Origin of the sequence: Epibacterium ulvae, from assembly GCF_018678075.1 — a bacterium.
GTDB classification, from domain to species: domain Bacteria; phylum Pseudomonadota; class Alphaproteobacteria; order Rhodobacterales; family Rhodobacteraceae; genus Epibacterium; species Epibacterium ulvae_A.
Window position 1 is genome coordinate 35,103 of the sequence record NZ_JAHHIR010000080.1, and the last position, 14,539, is coordinate 49,641.

The following is a 14,539-nucleotide window of genomic DNA, read 5'->3' on the forward strand; positions in this document are numbered from 1 at the left end:
GCACCCTCCTAGGCAGGGCGAGACGATATTGCGGATTTGTAACAGAACTGCGACGGTTTCAACCGGGACACGACAAATCTATACCACAAAAGCTTTATAAATTGTGATGCTCTCTGTGCTTTGTTGACGTCACGGAAGCTTGGCAGCGACGGCCGGTGGCGTCACTGACCGTCGTTTCAGGACCGCTTCGCGCCAGCTGATGTAGGTGATGCAAGTCAGGATCAACAGACCTCCGACGACCACCCAAATGTCCAAGGCTTCGCCAAAAAACACCGTGCCAATCAGCGTCGCCCAGACCAGCTGCAAGAAAGTCACCGGCTGGGTTGTGGTGACCGGAGCGGCCTGAAAAGCGAGCATCATTGTGTAGTGGCCGGTCGTTGCAAAACAGGCCACCAGAAACAAAAGCCCGAGATCGGCGGTGCTTGGCGGGACCCAATCGGCCAGAGCAAATGGCGCCAGCGCGATCGGCACCCAAAGCGACAGCATCGCCACAACCATCGTAGGCGTGGCATCCCGCATCGCAAGCTTGGCCATCAGGTGGGATACGCCAAATGTCAGCGCGGTGGCCAGCATCGCCAGATGCCCGAAAGAAATCTCACGCACGCCGGGGCGCAGGATGATCAACGCTCCGATAAACGCCACGCCAATGGCTGCCATCCGGCGAAACGCCATCCGCTCCCCCAAAACAAGCACTGCGCCCACGGTGATAAAAATCGGGCTGAGGTAGCCAATGGCGGTGACTTCGGCCAGGGGGATATGGGCCATCGCATAGAACCATCCTCCGACTCCAACGCCATGCAACAGGCCGCGAGCGCCCAAGATCATATGCGCCCGCCGTGTCCAATGGGCGCTCAACAGGCTGCGCGCCACCGGCAACAGAAACACCAGCCCGAGAACATAGCGCAGAAAGGCGGTTTCATAGGGGGGCAGTCGGCCATCCATGATCTTGATCACCACTGTCACGGCGACAAAATTGACACCGGTGACAAACATCCAAAACACCCCGCGCAGAGGCGAGGTATCAGGCGGCATAGCAGCAGCGTCGGTCATGGTCGTGTCTTTCGCAGTCAGGAGGAGGCACGCGGCGCTTAACATGATCAATAGTTTTGCGAAATGGACAAAGTCCTTTCGGTACAATGTTTCTGGCACCTACCCTGCAGATCTCGACCTGCCCGTGGGCTGCTCGGTTCACCCCAGCAGCAGGCGTGCCGCAATGGTCCACATGACCAGACCCACCAATGCATCTAGCACCTGCCAGGCCCGGGGAAGCGCAAAGAGCGGCGCGGCGAGACGGGCACCAAAGGCCAGCGTCAAAAAGAAAGTGACACTGGCCGTGACGGCACCAAGCCCGAAACTGGTTGGATCGTCATATTGCGCCGCAATGGCACCCAGCAGAACCACCGTATCCAGATAGACATGCGGATTCAGCCAGGTCAGCGCCAAGGCGGTGGCCAGAACCGGCCACAGGGGCTGCGCTTCACTTGTATCTGCTGCCAAAGCCTCACCACCGCGCCAGGCCGACAGGAAGCTGCGCAGCCCATACCACAGCAGGAACGCCGCACCGCCAAACCGCATGGCGGCTTCAAACCAGGGAACAATCTGGGTCAACGTGCCAAAGCCCAAGATACCCGCGGTGATCAAAATCGAGTCCGAGGCCGCGCAGGTCAAAGCAACCGCCAACACATGCTGACGGCGCAGCCCCTGACGCAGAACAAAGGCATTTTGCGCGCCGATGGCAACAATCAGGCTGAGGCCGAGGGCAAATCCTGCATAGAGGCTGGGGGTCATGGCGGGGGTCCTTGTGGTCTTGTCCATTCTTCGTGTTGGGTTTGACTACCGGGACTAGTCGACTTAATCCAATTAAAACATCTAACCGTAGATTAGGATTGCTAATGCAACTGGATCAAAACCAACTGGCGGCGCTGGCCGCTGTTTTGCGCTTTGGCTCATTTGAACTGGCGGCGCAGGATCTGCATGTCACCGCTTCGGCCATCTCACAACGGATCAAAGCTCTCGAAGAACGGTTGGGAGCGACAGTGGTTCATCGGGGGCAGCCCTGCACAGCCACGCCAGTAGGTGCGCGATTGGCCAAACATGCCGAGGATATCGGGGTGCTGACATCTGCATTGCAGCGCGATCTGGGGTTGGATCCGGGGCAGCGGCCATCGCGGATCCGGGTGGCGGTGAATGCGGACAGTCTGGCAACTTGGTTTGTGGCGGCAATGGCCGAATGCGAGGGGATGTTGTTTGATCTGGTGATTGATGATCAGGATCACAGCGCCAACTGGCTGCGCCGGGGAGAGGTATCCGCAGCGGTCACGGCCCTGTCCACGCCAGTTGCGGGCTGTGACATGGCCAAGCTGGGCGCGCTGACCTATGAGGCGACGGCAAGCCCTGCCTATATGGCGCGTTGGTTGCCTGAGGGGTTAACCGAAGAGGCACTGTGCAAGGCCCCCTGCCTGGTCTTCAACCAAAAGGATCAACTGCAACGACGCTGGCTGGAGATCTACGTGGGGACAAGTGTGGCTCCACCAGAACATTTTCTACCCTCCACCCAAGCCTTTATCGATGCGGCACTGGCCGGGGTTGGCTGGGGGATGAACCCACAGATGCTGGTGCGCGATCTGCTGAGGGAGGGTCGCCTGTGCCAGTTGACGTCGGACAGCACGCTGGCTATCGACCTCAGCTGGCAGGTGAGTCGGGTGATGGCCCCGGCGCTCGCACCGCTGACCACAGCAGTTCAGCGCGCGGCGCGAGCGGGGTTGGTTCAATAAGGCCGCAATGGACGGTCGTTAGTGCAGAACCTCCAGTTGGTCGCGCAATTGCTGGACCGAGGCCGCCGAGTTCTGGCTGAGGGAGCGGATTTCGCTGGCCAGGATCGAAAACCCCAAGTCCTGCTCCCCTGCCCGAGCGGCTTCGATTGAAGCGTTGACCGGAATCATAACAACCGCCTGGCTGATCTGTTCAATCTGCGTCACCGATTTAGAGATCACATCCCGGTTCACTTCGCTACGGTTGCAGCGTTCCTGGACCGCGAAGTCCAGCGCGCGCCCGATGCCGGCCACAACCTCGTTCAGAGTTCCCAACGGGGTTGAGGCCACAAATTACGCCAGCGCGACCAAACGGCTTTCGTTGCGATTGCTACCACTACCATCAGGCTCCAGACTGCGCGCAGCCTTGAGCAATTTGTCCAACTGCGCTTCTTGCGCCGGGGTGATCGCCTGCACCGCCTGCATCGCGTCCAGAACCGCGGGCGGCAATGGGCTGTGGGCGCGGGTTAGGGAAATCCTGCCTGCAATCTCTGAAAACTCTTCCACCGATTTGGTATAAGCCTCGATACCGAGGGTTTTCTGTTCATCACGGCAGCTGTCGAGCAGCACGATCATCACAATCCGGTGGGACAGCATTCGCATTTTGCCACACAGGGTGATCAATTGCCCAAGCACGGCTTCGGCCTGGGTGTCGTCCTGATCCACAGGCATATTCGTATTCCTTCGTTCACAAAGCCACAGCGCACCCTGCCGGAGGAAGAACAGGTTGCGTTCGCACACGCCGCAGGAACTGCGCTAGGTAGAATAGGTAAAGCTGATCTAAAGGTTCTTGCCGCGCGGGCGGAATAATCTTGCTTTGACAAAAGAATTTCAAAAATGCACAGGTTCGCGTCCAATAAAGGGGCGACAAACCAGCGAAAAAGCATGCAATATCGGAATAAAAATAAAAGCCCGCCAAAACCGGCGGGCTTTTAAAAGTCGAATGGGAAGGCTGTTACAGCTGCTCCATCACCTCATCCGAGGCTTCAAAGTTGGTGGTGACGCGTTGCACGTCATCATCATCTTCCAATGCGTCCACCAGCTTCATCAACTTCTGCATGTCTTCCAGACCCAACTCGGTTGTGGTGGTAGGCTTCCAGATCAGCTTGGTCGATTCAGACTCGCCCAAGTCGGCCTCAAGCGCGCTGGAGACGTCGTTGAGATCCGTGTCCGCACAATAGATCGTGTGGCCCTCATCCGAGCTTTCGACGTCTTCGGCGCCCGCTTCGATGGCTGCCATCATCACGGTATCCGCATCGCCAACCGAGGCCGCATAGGTCACTTCGCCTTTGCGGTCGAACATGAACCCAACGGAGCCTGTTTCGCCCAGGTTGCCGCCGTTTTTGGTAAAGGTCGAACGCACAACAGAAGCGGTGCGGTTTTTGTTGTCGGTCATGGTTTCAACGATGACTGCAACGCCATTGGGGCCGTAGCCCTCGTAGCGGATCTCGTCATAGCTTTCTGCGTCGCCGCCCACGGCCTTTTTGATGGCGCGTTCAATCACATCCTTGGGGACCGATTGGCTTTTGGCTTCTTTTACAGCCAGACGCAGACGCGGATTTTTGTCCGGGTCGGGGTCACCCATTTTGGCTGCGACGGTGATCTCTTTGGCCAGTTTCGAGAAAAGTTTGGAACGTGCGGCATCCTGGCGACCTTTGCGGTGCTGGATGTTTGCCCATTTGGAGTGGCCTGCCATGGTGCATCCTTGCGTTAATAGTCTGGTATATCCGAATTGGCGTTCATATAGCCGCCCTTTGCCCACGCTTTCAAGGCCTGCCCGCATCACACGGCCCCTCTGTGCAGGGACAACCTGTGCCGATGGCCCCTTGTTCCGCTGCGCGCCAGCAGTAAGGTGGCGCCATGAGTTATGATCAATACCTGTTGTTCGGCCTGTTTGGCGTCGTCTTTGGCTTGTTGCTATGGGGGCGCTATCGTTACGATCTGGTGGCCTTTGGCGCGTTGATGGTGGCGGTGGTCCTGGGTCTGGTGCCCACGAAACATGCCTTTGACGGGTTTGGCCATCCCGCCACATTGGTTGTGGCGCTGGTGCTGATCGTCTCGGCGGGGTTGGTGCGCTCTGGCGCGGTCTATCTGATCACCCGCAGCCTGGTGGATGCGGGGCGCAGCCTTGGGGCGCATATCGGGATCATGGGCGGGGTTGGCGCGGTCCTGTCGGCCTTTATGAACAATGTCGCGGCACTGGCGCTGTTGATGCCGGTGGACATTCAGACCGCGCGCAAGGCGGGGCGCGGGCCAGGTCTGTCGCTAATGCCCTTGTCGTTCGCCACCATTCTGGGCGGCATGGCCACGCTAATCGGCACCCCGCCCAATATCATCATTGCCAGCATCCGCGAAGAGCAGCTGGGCGAACCGTTCCGCATGTTTGATTTTGCCCCCGTCGGTGGGATTGCTGCCGTGGTCGGCCTGCTGTTTGTGGCATCGGTTGGCTGGCGGCTGATCCCACAGCGCGATGATGGCGCGGGCGAGGCCACGCATATTGCGCCCTATATTGCCGAACTCACGGTGCCTGAAGGATCGGAGCTGATCGGCAAACGCCTCGGCTCCCTCTACCCAGAGGCCGAACAGGCGGATGTGGCAATTCTGGGCCTGATCCGTCAGGGCACGCGCCGGTATGGCCGCGCAACCGGCGCCACGCTTGAAGAAGGCGATACGCTGGTTCTGGAGGCCTCCCCCGCGGCGCTGGATGAATTCCGCTCGGCGCTTTCGTTGAATTTCTCGGACGCGGCGCGGCAGGAAAAGCTGGATGCCGTCGGCGACGGGTTAGAACTGGTTGAGGTCGTGGTGCCTGAAGATGCCCGCATCACAGAGCGTACCGCGCAATCCGTGGGGCTTGCTTGGCGACAAAGCACTGTTTTAATGGGACTGTCGCGGCAGGGCAAACGCATCACCGGCCACATTCGCCAAAGCGAGATCGAACCCGGCGATATCCTGCTGCTGCTTTGCCCACGTGGACGCACCCGCGATGTGATTGAATGGCTGGGCTGCCTGCCTTTGGCCGATCGCGGGTTGGACGTGACCGCGAATGACAAGACGTGGCTCGCTATTGGGTTGTTTGGCGCGGCGGTTCTGGCGGCCTCACTGGGGCTGGTCTATCTGCCGGTGGCGTTGGGGCTTGTTTTGGTCGCCTATGTGCTGACCGGGATCCTGCCGATTGCCCAGCTCTATGACCATGTGGAATGGCCGGTTGTGGTGCTGCTGGGATCGATGATCCCGCTGGGTGCGGCGCTGGAAAACTCGGGCGGGACCGAGATCCTGGCGCAGGGGTTGATCACCCTTACCGACGGCCTGCCCGCCTGGGGCATTCTGGCGGTGCTGATGGTGGTGACCATGACGCTGTCGGATGTGTTGAACAATACGGCAACCGCGATTGTGGCCGCGCCCGTGGGCATTCAGATGGCCAACACATTGGGTGTCTCGGCAGATCCATTTTTGATGGCGGTGGCGGTGGCGGCTTCTGCTGCATTCCTGACCCCAATCGGGCACAAGAACAACACGCTGGTTCTTGGGCCGGGGGGCTATCGTTTTGGCGATTACTGGCGGATGGGGTTGCCGCTGGAAATTCTGGTGGTTGTTGTCACCATTCCGGCGATCCTGATTTTTTGGCCCATGTAGGCAATACTGTGATCCGTTTGGCTGGCTCTCGTCGGCTCAGCCAAACAGCATCGATGCAAAAGCAATTGCCAATCCGCCGCTCAGGACAACAGCGATAAAGGTAGGTATGGTCTTCATAGTCCGGGTTCCTCGTTCAACATACTGTGCCCTTTATATAGGGGTAAAATACGTCGGTTCAGGGGCAGGAATTCCGGAGGTTTGGGCGGTTTTTACGGGGAATTTTGTGCAAATTCGCGCTTAAAGCGGCCAAATGATGGGGATGAGCAGCGAGGCCAGCAACCCAACGCTGAGGTTCAGCGGAATGCCCACACGCAAGAAATCCGAGAATCGATAACCGCCGGGACCATAGACCAGCATATTGGTCTGGTAGCCAATAGGCGTCGCAAAGGACGCCGAGGCCGCGACCATTACCGCCACCACCAGCGGGCGCGGATCGAGCCCCATCGCCTGCGCCAGACCAACTGCGATGGGCGTGACTACAACCGCAACCGCATTGTTGGAGACCAGCTCGGTCAGCACCGAAGTCAGCAGATAGACCGCCCAGACCACCAGGAACGGCGGCAACATCGACAGGCCCGGTGCAATGGCATTGGCAATCATGCTGACCGCACCAGAATGTTCCAGCGCCGCCCCAATCGCCAGCATGGCAAAAATCAACGCCAACAAGCGCCCATCGACAAAGGAAAACGCCTCATCCGCGTCGATACAGCGGGTGGCCAGAACAACCGCAACTGTGACCACGGCCAGCAGCAGGATTGGTGCCACGCCAAAGGCCGCCAGCAGAACAATCGCAAAAAGCGACAAGACCGCAATCGGCGCGTGGCTGCGACGGTAGGCGCGTTGCGAGGGCTGAGAGACTTCGGTCATGTCCATATCTGCGGCCAGGCGTTGAATGTCGCTTGGCGCGCCTTCCAACAGCAGGGTATCGCCCACCCGCACCACAAGGTCATCGATCTGCACACCGATGTTCTGGTTCTTACGGTGCACCGCAAGCACATAGACACCATAGCGACGGCGCAGGCGCAGCGCGCCCAGCGAGCGCCCCACCATGCGGCAGCCCGGTGTGATCAGCACCTCAACCGTATTGGTTTCCACCGCCGAGACCTGATCGACGCGTTTCAGCTCTTTGTTGCTTTGCAAGCTGAGGAGTTCGGTCATTTGGGTACGCAATACCACCCGGTCACCGACCTGAAGCTCCACGCCTTTCAGCTCACGTCTGAGAGAGACATCGCCGCGCACCACATCGATCAGCCGCACACCTGGACGTTTGAACAGCTGAACGCCTGTGACTTCGCGCCCGATCAGGTTGCTGTCCGGGGGGATCACCGCCTCGGTAAAGAATTTCATTTTGGAACGATCGCTGAGCAGCATCGCCATACTGTCGCGCTCTGGCAGCAGCTTTGGCGCGATAAAGCGCAGGTAGATCATGCCCCAGACCACCAGCACCAGCCCCAGCGGCGTGACCTCAAAAATCGTAAACGGCTGCAGGCCTTGCGCGCGGGCAACCCCGTCGACCAAAAGGTTGGTCGAGGTCCCGATCAAAGTCAGCGTGCCGCCCAGGATCGCCGCATAGGACAAGGGGATCAGCAGTTTGGAGGCCGACACGTTTAAGGTACGCGCGATCTGGATAAAGACCGGGATCATCACAACCACGACCGGGGTGTTGGAAACAACGGCAGAGGCCGCAACCACAAAGGCCATCAACATTGCGATGGCCATCTTGGGACTAACTTCGGCCTTTTTGCGCGCCAATTGGGTAAAGGCATCCAGCGCACCGGTACGCACCAAAGCCCCCATCAGGATAAACATCGCGGCGATGGTCCAGGGCGCGGGGTTTGCCAGCACCGGCAAGGCAGCCTCATACGGCAAAACACCGGTCAACAGCATCAGAGAGACGCCAAGCAGAGCCACAACCTCGGTGGGGTAAATCTCGCGCAGAAAACCAATAAACATGATCAGCACAATGGCCAGCGCGATCACCGCATCTGTCGATGCTCCAAGCTGAAGAAAAGTCATTACCCGTCAATTCGCCCAGATTGTTGTACATATAAAACACCCAGCAAAACCGCTGTGCAGATCACCGGAACCACTTAGGCCGTTGTCGACAGTGAAGGATCCCACCCGGCGGAGCAAGCGCTTCTGCCGTAACGGAGGCAATTGCAACCCCAGCATGTGGATCTGCGCCGATCGCTTGTGCGCGCACGCCGCGCGCCAGCGCGGCGCCCGGCCCAACCGGGGAGGCACATTCTGTGAATGGTCCGACACGGGCGGGAGCATTTCTCGGATCACGTTACAATTGGTGCCTAGATCGCGCTGCTGGGTTGCAACAGACCGCCTTGGCGCACCATGCGCACTTTGGTTGCAGCACCCGTGCGATCATCGGTTTCCACATAAACGCCAGACAGGGTGGCCTCGCCTTCAGCCGGGGTAAAACGTCCCTTTGGCATGCCGGTCAGGAACCGCCGCATGGGTTCGGTTTTTTCCATACCGATGACCGAGTTATAGTCACCACACATGCCTGCATCCGTCAGATAGGCGGTGCCGCCCGGCAGGATCTGCGCATCGCCTGTGGGCACATGGGTATGGGTGCCCACCACGAGGGAGGCTTTGCCATTGCAGAAATGACCCATCGCCATCTTCTCGGATGTGGCTTCGCAGTGCATATCGACAATGATCGCCTGTGCCAGCCCGCCCCGCGGGTGGGATTTCAAAACGCTTTCGACTGCACCAAAGGGATCGTCAAAGGCGCGCTTCATAAACACCTGCCCCAGTGCCTGCAGCACCAAAACTTTGCGCCCGCCGGGTGCCGTGAACAGGCGGTGCCCGCGACCGGGTGCGTTTTTGGCAAAGTTCAGCGGGCGGATAATGCGGCTTTCGCTTTCGATAAACTGCAGCATGTCTTTTTGGTCAAAAGCGTGATCGCCCAGCGTCAGACAATCCACCCCGGCCGCCAAAAGCGCCTTGGCATGTTCACCATTGAGACCCATGCCATTGGAGGCGTTCTCGCCGTTCACAATGACAAAATCCAATTTCCATTCGTCCCGCAGTTTGGGGAGATCTTCGATGACGGCCTTGCGCCCAGCGCGGCCCATCACATCGCCTAGAAACAAAATACGCATGCCCCTTCCCTACGGAGTGCGCGGCGGGGCAGCAAGGGGCCGTGGGGCTGTGACGCGGATTTTTCGCGGATACCGTGTCAGTTACGGCTAAAATCGTGGATCGATGCCTCGGTCACGATCAGATCAAGCGGTTGATCGGTGGGTTCCAGCGGCAGATCCTGCGCCTCTTGCGCAGCAAAAGCAAAGCCGATGGCAAGGGTCGAACGTTTGGCACGCAGCATTTCTAGCGTGCGATCATAAAACCCACCGCCATAACCCAGACGCCCTCCCGACCTATCAAAGGCCACCAGCGGCACAATCAGGATTTCCGGTTCAAAGAAGTCATCCACCGCAGGCACCTGCGCGCCAAAGGGACCGTCACGCAAGGCGCAGTCCGGCTCCCAACGGCTAAACCGCAGAGGCTGCCCTTCCCCCATGATTACCGGCACGCCAACAGGTCCGTGCGCCGCGGCTTCGGCCATTGCGACCAAAGGGCTGATCTCGCTTCGGATCGGCATGTAACCCGCAAGGGGGACACCGCGATAGCCCGCCAACACCTCCGACAGGTGCCCAGCCACGCCGGGAGGCCGCGTGTCATGTGCCACCTTACGGCGCGCAAAACCTGCCTTGCGGGCAGCGGCCTTTTGTGCGGCCAGATCTGAGCCTTGATCCATATCCCACCTATCCCCGCGTTACAAAAGGACCGTTGCCGCCAGCCCCAGAAAGGCAAAGAAGCCAACAACATCCGTCACCGTCGTCACAAAGGCCCCGGACGCCAGCGCCGGGTCCACGTTCAGCCGGTCCAGAATAATCGGGATCAGGGTCCCGGCGAGGCCAGCGACGACCAGATTGATCACCATTGCGACCGCGATCACCGCGCCCAGCGCCGGAGACCCAAACCACAAAATACCAACGATCCCCATCACAACCGCAAAGATCACCCCGTTGACCAATCCCACCAAAGCCTCACGCCGGATCACTCGCCAAACGTTTGACCCGGTCAGGTCGCGGGTGGCCAAGGCGCGCACAGCCACAGTGAGCGATTGTGTGCCAGCATTGCCCCCCATGGAAGCCACGATAGGCATCAAAACGGCAAGTGCAACAAACCCGGCAATCGTTTCCTCAAACTGGGCGATCACCAGCGAGGCGAGAACCGCAGTCACCAGATTAACCGCAAGCCAAGGAAAGCGGCGGCGGGTGGTGTCGGCCACTTTGTCCGAGAGCGAGCTTTCGTCGCCCACGCCGGCCAGTCGCAGAATGTCTTCTTCGTGTTCTTCGTCCAGAACCACCATCGCATCATCGATGGTGATCACCCCAACCAGTCGGCCTTCGTTATCCACCACGGGGGCAGAAATCAGGTGGTATTGGTTAAAGGCATAGGCCACGTCTTCTTCGTCCATATCGGCGCGAAAGATTTCAAACGTCTCTTCGGTCAGATCCAGCAGCAGCACATCCCGATGCGTGGCCATGATCCGCCCAAGGGTGACATTGCCCACCGGATGCAGGCGCGGGTCCACAACAACCACGTGGTAGAATTGTTCCGGCATGTCCTCATGCGCGCGCATGTGATCAATCGCCTGGCCCACGGTCCAATGGTCCGGGGCCATGACCACCTCGCGCTGCATAAGGCGGCCGGCCGAGTTCTCGGGGTAGCGCAGCGATTGTTCGACCGCGACCCGGTCGGAATCTTTCAGCGCATCCAGAATGGCCTCTTGTTGCGGCTCTTCCAGATCCTCCAGAAGGTCGACAACATCATCGCTTTCCAGCTCACGCACCGCTTCGGCGAGAACATGCGGGTTGAGGATTGCAATGACCTCTTCGCGGATGCTTTCATCCAGTTCCGACAGAATGTCGCCGTCAAATTCGCGGTCATACAGCTCAATCAGGCGACGGCGGTCATAGGCGTTGATCTGTTCCAGAAGGTCAGCGATGTCGGCCGCATGGAGCGGATCCATCAGCGCGCTCAACTGGTCGCGGTCGCGCGCGTCCACAGCATAAAGGATCCCGACAACCAGCTTGCGGCTCAGTTCAAACGGCTCATCTTTGGTGTCATCGAAAACGGCTGTCTCGTTGTCGCTGCTCATTTGCGCTGCCCCCGTTTTTCTTTGGTACAGGATAGAAGAAGCAGTTACCGGAAAACAATGACAATACCACGATTTACCGGCACCATGGTCGCAGCTATCCTGCGGTCTGCGCTTTGGCAAGGAAAGGTCATGATGCGATGCGTGAAGAATTTATCCTAACCGGTCAGGTGCTTTCTTTTGACGCATCGCCATTTGAGGCTGACGCGCCAACCGATGCCGCCCGTCTAAGCGATGCGGTTCTGGTGCGCGACGGCAAGGTGGTGGAGCTTGGCAGCCGCGCCGACTTGCAAGCACTGGCGCCCGAGGCCCCGGTGCGCGATCACGGTCAGGATCTGGTTCTGGCAGGTTTTGTCGATGCCCATGTGCATTTTCCACAAACAGCCATGATCGCCAGCTGGGGCAAGCGGCTGATTGACTGGTTGGGCAGCTATACTTTTCCGGAAGAGATGAAGTTTGGTGACAGGGCCTATGCGGATGAGATCGCCGGACGTTATCTGGATCTGACCCTTGCGCATGGCACCACCACCGTGTGCAGCTTCTGCACCATCCATCCCGAAAGCGTCGATGCGTTTTTCACCGCCGCCCAGGCGCGTGGGCAGCGGGTCGTCGCTGGCAAGACCTGTATGGACCGCAATGCCCCCGAGGGGCTGCGGGACACGGCGCAAACCGCCTATGATCAAAGCGCGGCATTGATTGACCGCTGGCACGGGGTGGAGCGTCTGGAATATGCGGTCACGCCGCGGTTTTCCCCGACCTCCACACCGGAACAGCTGGAGGCCATGGGGGCCCTGTGGAGGGCCCATCCCAGCTGTTTGATGCAAACCCACCTGAGCGAGCAGACGGATGAGATCGAGTGGGTCAAGTCGCTGTTTCCGACCGCGCGCGATTATCTGGATACGTATGAGATGTTTGGCCTGTTGGGCGCGCGCGGCGTCTATGGCCATGCCATTCATCTGGAGGAGCGCGAACGTCATCGCTTGCGCGAATTTGGGGCCGCATTGGTGCATTGCCCGACCTCCAACACCTTTATCGGCTCGGGCCTGTTTGACATGGCGGGATTGATGGCGGAAGGGCAGCGCATTGGTCTGGCGACAGATACGGGCGGCGGTTCCAGCTTTTCCATGCTGCGCACCATGGCGGCGGCCTATGAAATTGGTCAGCTGCGCGGACGTCCGTTGCATGCAGCAGAACTGTTGTGGCTGGCCACTCAAGGATCGGCCCAGGCGCTACGTATGGAAGACAAGATCGGCAATATCGCACCGGGTATGGAGGCGGATATAGTCGTGCTTGATCTTGCCTCAACCCCGGCGATTGCACAACGTAGCGCAGGCGCGCAGAACCTGTGGGAGGCGACGTTTGCCACCATCATGATGGGCGATGACCGCGCTATCTCTCAGGTCTATGTCTCGGGGCACCCCCGGCAGGAAGGGCGCTGACGCGCCCTAGCCTTCGGCGAAAGTATTTTTGAAAAGATGAAAGGGTGCGGTGTGTGATATGCTCGCCTAGCTCATAGCAGCAAGGTCAGATGCGCGGGCAGTGTGACGGGCGATCAGTGCTTCAAGGTCAATGGTGGTGATTTGACCATCGGCCACAATCTGACGTCCTTCAACAAAGAGATGTTTGACGGTTGAGGCCCCTGCCAGAACCAAGGCGGCGGGATCCCAACTGCCGCTGGCGGCCACAGTATTCCTGTCCCAGATCGCCAGATCCGCACGTTTTCCGACCATAATGCGTCCACATTCGGGCCGCCCGAGCACATCGGCACCGCCACGGGTGGCCATCTCCAGCGCTTCATATGCGCTCATGGCGTCCGCGCCATTGGCAACCCGTTGCAGCAACATCGATTGCCGCGCTTCACCGATCAATGAGGCAATGTCATTGCTGGCAGAACCATCCACGCCCAAACCCACCGGCACGCCTGCATCCCGCATTGCACGCACTGGTGCGATGCCGGAGCCGAGGCGGCAATTGGAACAGGGGCAATGGGCGACGCCGGTGCGGGTTCTCGCAAACAGGTCAATTTCTGCCCCGTCGAGTTTCACGCAATGTGCATGCCAGACGTCATCGCCGGTCCAGCCGAGATCTTGGGCGTATTGGCCCGGACGACAGCCGAAATTGGTCAGGGAATAGGCGATGTCTTCCTCGTTCTCGGCCAGATGGGTGTGCAGCATGACGCCTTTGTCGCGGGCCAAAATCGCGGTATCGCGCATCAGCTCGCGGCTGACCGAGAACGGCGAACAGGGCGCGAGGCCCACACGCAGCATTGAGGCCTCGGAGGGGTCATGAAATGCGTCGACCACCCGGATCATATCGTTGAGGATCGCGGCTTCGCCTTCGACCAAAGTGTCCGGCGGCAGACCGCCATCGCTTTCCCCAATGCTCATGGCCCCGCGGGTGGGTTGAAAGCGCAAACCGACATCTTGTGCAGCCGCGATGGTATCATCAAGGCAGGCACCATTGGGATAAAGGTAGAGGTGATCGGAAGAAAGCGTACAGCCCGACAACGCCAGTTCGACCAGCCCAAGCTGGGTGGAAAGGTGCATGTCTTCGGGCGTGAAGCGCGCCCAGATTGGATAGAGCCGCTGCAGCCAGCCAAAAAGCAAGGCGTCCTGTGCGCCCGGCACTGCGCGGGTCAGGTTTTGATAGAGGTGGTGATGGGTGTTCACCAGTCCCGGTGTCACCACGGATCCCGCTGCTGAAACGGTGGTGCCGGTGGTGGTGAGCCCCTGCCCCACGGTTGCGATCTGCCCGCCTTGGATCAGCACGTCGGCATTGCGCAGAACGCGTCGTTTGTCGTCCATGGTGACGATGTAATCGGCGTTCTGCAATAGAACTTCAGTTGGCTCTGCTTGCCGCATACCTACACTCCTTTTTGCGCGCCCGCTTCGGTAAGAAGTGTAGTTAGGATCCGACA

The 14,539-nt window shown here is 59.3% G+C and carries 13 protein-coding genes; 3 read left to right on the plus strand and 10 right to left on the minus strand.

The window, feature by feature from the left end; translation table 11 throughout:
• Nucleotides 1-129: 129 nt before the first annotated feature.
• Together KMP13_RS17160 and KMP13_RS17165 are read right to left on the minus strand one after the other, a co-directional pair.
• Nucleotides 130-1,050 (minus strand): DMT family transporter, encoded by a 921-nt coding sequence (locus tag KMP13_RS17160; protein ID WP_215267204.1) that lies wholly within the window; start codon nt 1,048-1,050, stop codon nt 130-132.
• Nucleotides 1,051-1,188: 138 nt separating this feature from the next.
• Nucleotides 1,189-1,788 carry a LysE/ArgO family amino acid transporter gene (locus KMP13_RS17165; protein WP_215267205.1) on the minus strand — a complete coding sequence of 200 codons (600 nt, stop codon included), beginning with the start codon at nt 1,786-1,788 and terminating at the stop codon, nt 1,189-1,191.
• 104 nt (nt 1,789-1,892) lie between these two features.
• Between KMP13_RS17165 and KMP13_RS17170 the strand changes: the two genes are divergently transcribed.
• Nucleotides 1,893-2,774, plus strand: coding sequence for a LysR family transcriptional regulator ArgP (locus KMP13_RS17170; protein WP_215267206.1), 882 nt, complete (start codon nt 1,893-1,895; stop codon nt 2,772-2,774).
• 18 nt (nt 2,775-2,792) lie between these two features.
• Here the strand turns inward: KMP13_RS17170 and KMP13_RS20845 are convergent, their stop codons facing one another.
• The 3 genes from KMP13_RS20845 to KMP13_RS17185 all read right to left on the minus strand — a co-directional run bounded on the left by KMP13_RS20845 (nt 2,793) and on the right by KMP13_RS17185 (nt 4,506).
• On the minus strand, nt 2,793-3,101 hold the full coding sequence (locus KMP13_RS20845) for a methyl-accepting chemotaxis protein (protein WP_215267207.1): 309 nt from the start codon (nt 3,099-3,101) through the stop codon (nt 2,793-2,795).
• A gap of 3 nt (nt 3,102-3,104) precedes the next feature.
• Nucleotides 3,105-3,482 (minus strand): hypothetical protein, encoded by a 378-nt coding sequence (locus KMP13_RS17180; protein WP_215267208.1) that lies wholly within the window; start codon nt 3,480-3,482, stop codon nt 3,105-3,107.
• 283 nt (nt 3,483-3,765) lie between these two features.
• Nucleotides 3,766-4,506, minus strand: coding sequence for a YebC/PmpR family DNA-binding transcriptional regulator (locus KMP13_RS17185; protein WP_215267209.1), 741 nt, complete (start codon nt 4,504-4,506; stop codon nt 3,766-3,768).
• A 164-nt stretch (nt 4,507-4,670) separates the two neighbouring features.
• Here KMP13_RS17185 and KMP13_RS17190 point away from each other — a divergent pair, with 164 nt between their 5' ends.
• The gene (locus KMP13_RS17190; protein WP_215267210.1) at nt 4,671-6,443 is read left to right on the plus strand and encodes an SLC13 family permease; all 1,773 of its coding nucleotides are present in this window, start codon (nt 4,671-4,673) and stop codon (nt 6,441-6,443) included.
• A 237-nt stretch (nt 6,444-6,680) separates the two neighbouring features.
• Here KMP13_RS17190 and KMP13_RS17195 read toward each other — a convergent pair whose 3' ends face one another.
• The 4 genes from KMP13_RS17195 to mgtE all read right to left on the minus strand — a co-directional run bounded on the left by KMP13_RS17195 (nt 6,681) and on the right by mgtE (nt 11,625).
• Entirely contained in the window at nt 6,681-8,459 is a 1,779-nt protein-coding gene (locus tag KMP13_RS17195) for an SLC13 family permease (protein WP_215267211.1), read from the minus strand.
• A 287-nt stretch (nt 8,460-8,746) separates the two neighbouring features.
• Nucleotides 8,747-9,562, minus strand: coding sequence for a TIGR00282 family metallophosphoesterase (locus tag KMP13_RS17200; protein WP_215267212.1), 816 nt, complete (start codon nt 9,560-9,562; stop codon nt 8,747-8,749).
• Nucleotides 9,563-9,639: 77 nt separating this feature from the next.
• Nucleotides 9,640-10,215 carry a 5-formyltetrahydrofolate cyclo-ligase gene (locus KMP13_RS17205; RefSeq protein WP_215267213.1) on the minus strand — a complete coding sequence of 192 codons (576 nt, stop codon included), beginning with the start codon at nt 10,213-10,215 and terminating at the stop codon, nt 9,640-9,642.
• A gap of 18 nt (nt 10,216-10,233) precedes the next feature.
• A complete protein-coding gene (gene mgtE / locus KMP13_RS17210) occupies nt 10,234-11,625 on the minus strand; it encodes a magnesium transporter (protein ID WP_215267214.1) in 1,392 nt (463 codons plus the stop codon).
• Between the two features lie 137 nt (nt 11,626-11,762).
• Between mgtE and guaD the strand changes: the two genes are divergently transcribed.
• Nucleotides 11,763-13,061 (plus strand): guanine deaminase, encoded by a 1,299-nt coding sequence (gene guaD / locus KMP13_RS17215; RefSeq protein ID WP_215267215.1) that lies wholly within the window; start codon nt 11,763-11,765, stop codon nt 13,059-13,061.
• A 66-nt stretch (nt 13,062-13,127) separates the two neighbouring features.
• Here the strand turns inward: guaD and KMP13_RS17220 are convergent, their stop codons facing one another.
• The gene (locus KMP13_RS17220) at nt 13,128-14,483 is read right to left on the minus strand and encodes an 8-oxoguanine deaminase (protein WP_215267216.1); all 1,356 of its coding nucleotides are present in this window, start codon (nt 14,481-14,483) and stop codon (nt 13,128-13,130) included.
• Between the last annotated feature and the right edge of the window lie 56 nt (nt 14,484-14,539).

Excerpts from the sequence above, each read along its gene's own strand:
- KMP13_RS17160 (WP_215267204.1), bottom strand. The coding sequence starts at position 1,050 with ATGACCGACGCTGCTGCTATGCCGCCTGATACCTCGCCTCTGCGCGGG.
- KMP13_RS17165 (WP_215267205.1), bottom strand. The coding sequence starts at position 1,788 with ATGACCCCCAGCCTCTATGCAGGATTTGCCCTCGGCCTCAGCCTGATT.
- KMP13_RS17170 (WP_215267206.1), top strand. The coding sequence starts at position 1,893 with ATGCAACTGGATCAAAACCAACTGGCGGCGCTGGCCGCTGTTTTGCGC.
- KMP13_RS17180 (WP_215267208.1), bottom strand. The coding sequence starts at position 3,482 with ATGCCTGTGGATCAGGACGACACCCAGGCCGAAGCCGTGCTTGGGCAA.
- KMP13_RS17185 (WP_215267209.1), bottom strand. The coding sequence starts at position 4,506 with ATGGCAGGCCACTCCAAATGGGCAAACATCCAGCACCGCAAAGGTCGC.
- KMP13_RS17190 (WP_215267210.1), top strand. The coding sequence starts at position 4,671 with ATGAGTTATGATCAATACCTGTTGTTCGGCCTGTTTGGCGTCGTCTTT.
- KMP13_RS17195 (WP_215267211.1), bottom strand. The coding sequence starts at position 8,459 with ATGACTTTTCTTCAGCTTGGAGCATCGACAGATGCGGTGATCGCGCTG.
- KMP13_RS17200 (WP_215267212.1), bottom strand. The coding sequence starts at position 9,562 with ATGCGTATTTTGTTTCTAGGCGATGTGATGGGCCGCGCTGGGCGCAAG.
- KMP13_RS17205 (WP_215267213.1), bottom strand. The coding sequence starts at position 10,215 with ATGGATCAAGGCTCAGATCTGGCCGCACAAAAGGCCGCTGCCCGCAAG.
- mgtE (WP_215267214.1), bottom strand. The coding sequence starts at position 11,625 with ATGAGCAGCGACAACGAGACAGCCGTTTTCGATGACACCAAAGATGAG.
- guaD (WP_215267215.1), top strand. The coding sequence starts at position 11,763 with ATGCGTGAAGAATTTATCCTAACCGGTCAGGTGCTTTCTTTTGACGCA.
- KMP13_RS17220 (WP_215267216.1), bottom strand. The coding sequence starts at position 14,483 with ATGCGGCAAGCAGAGCCAACTGAAGTTCTATTGCAGAACGCCGATTAC.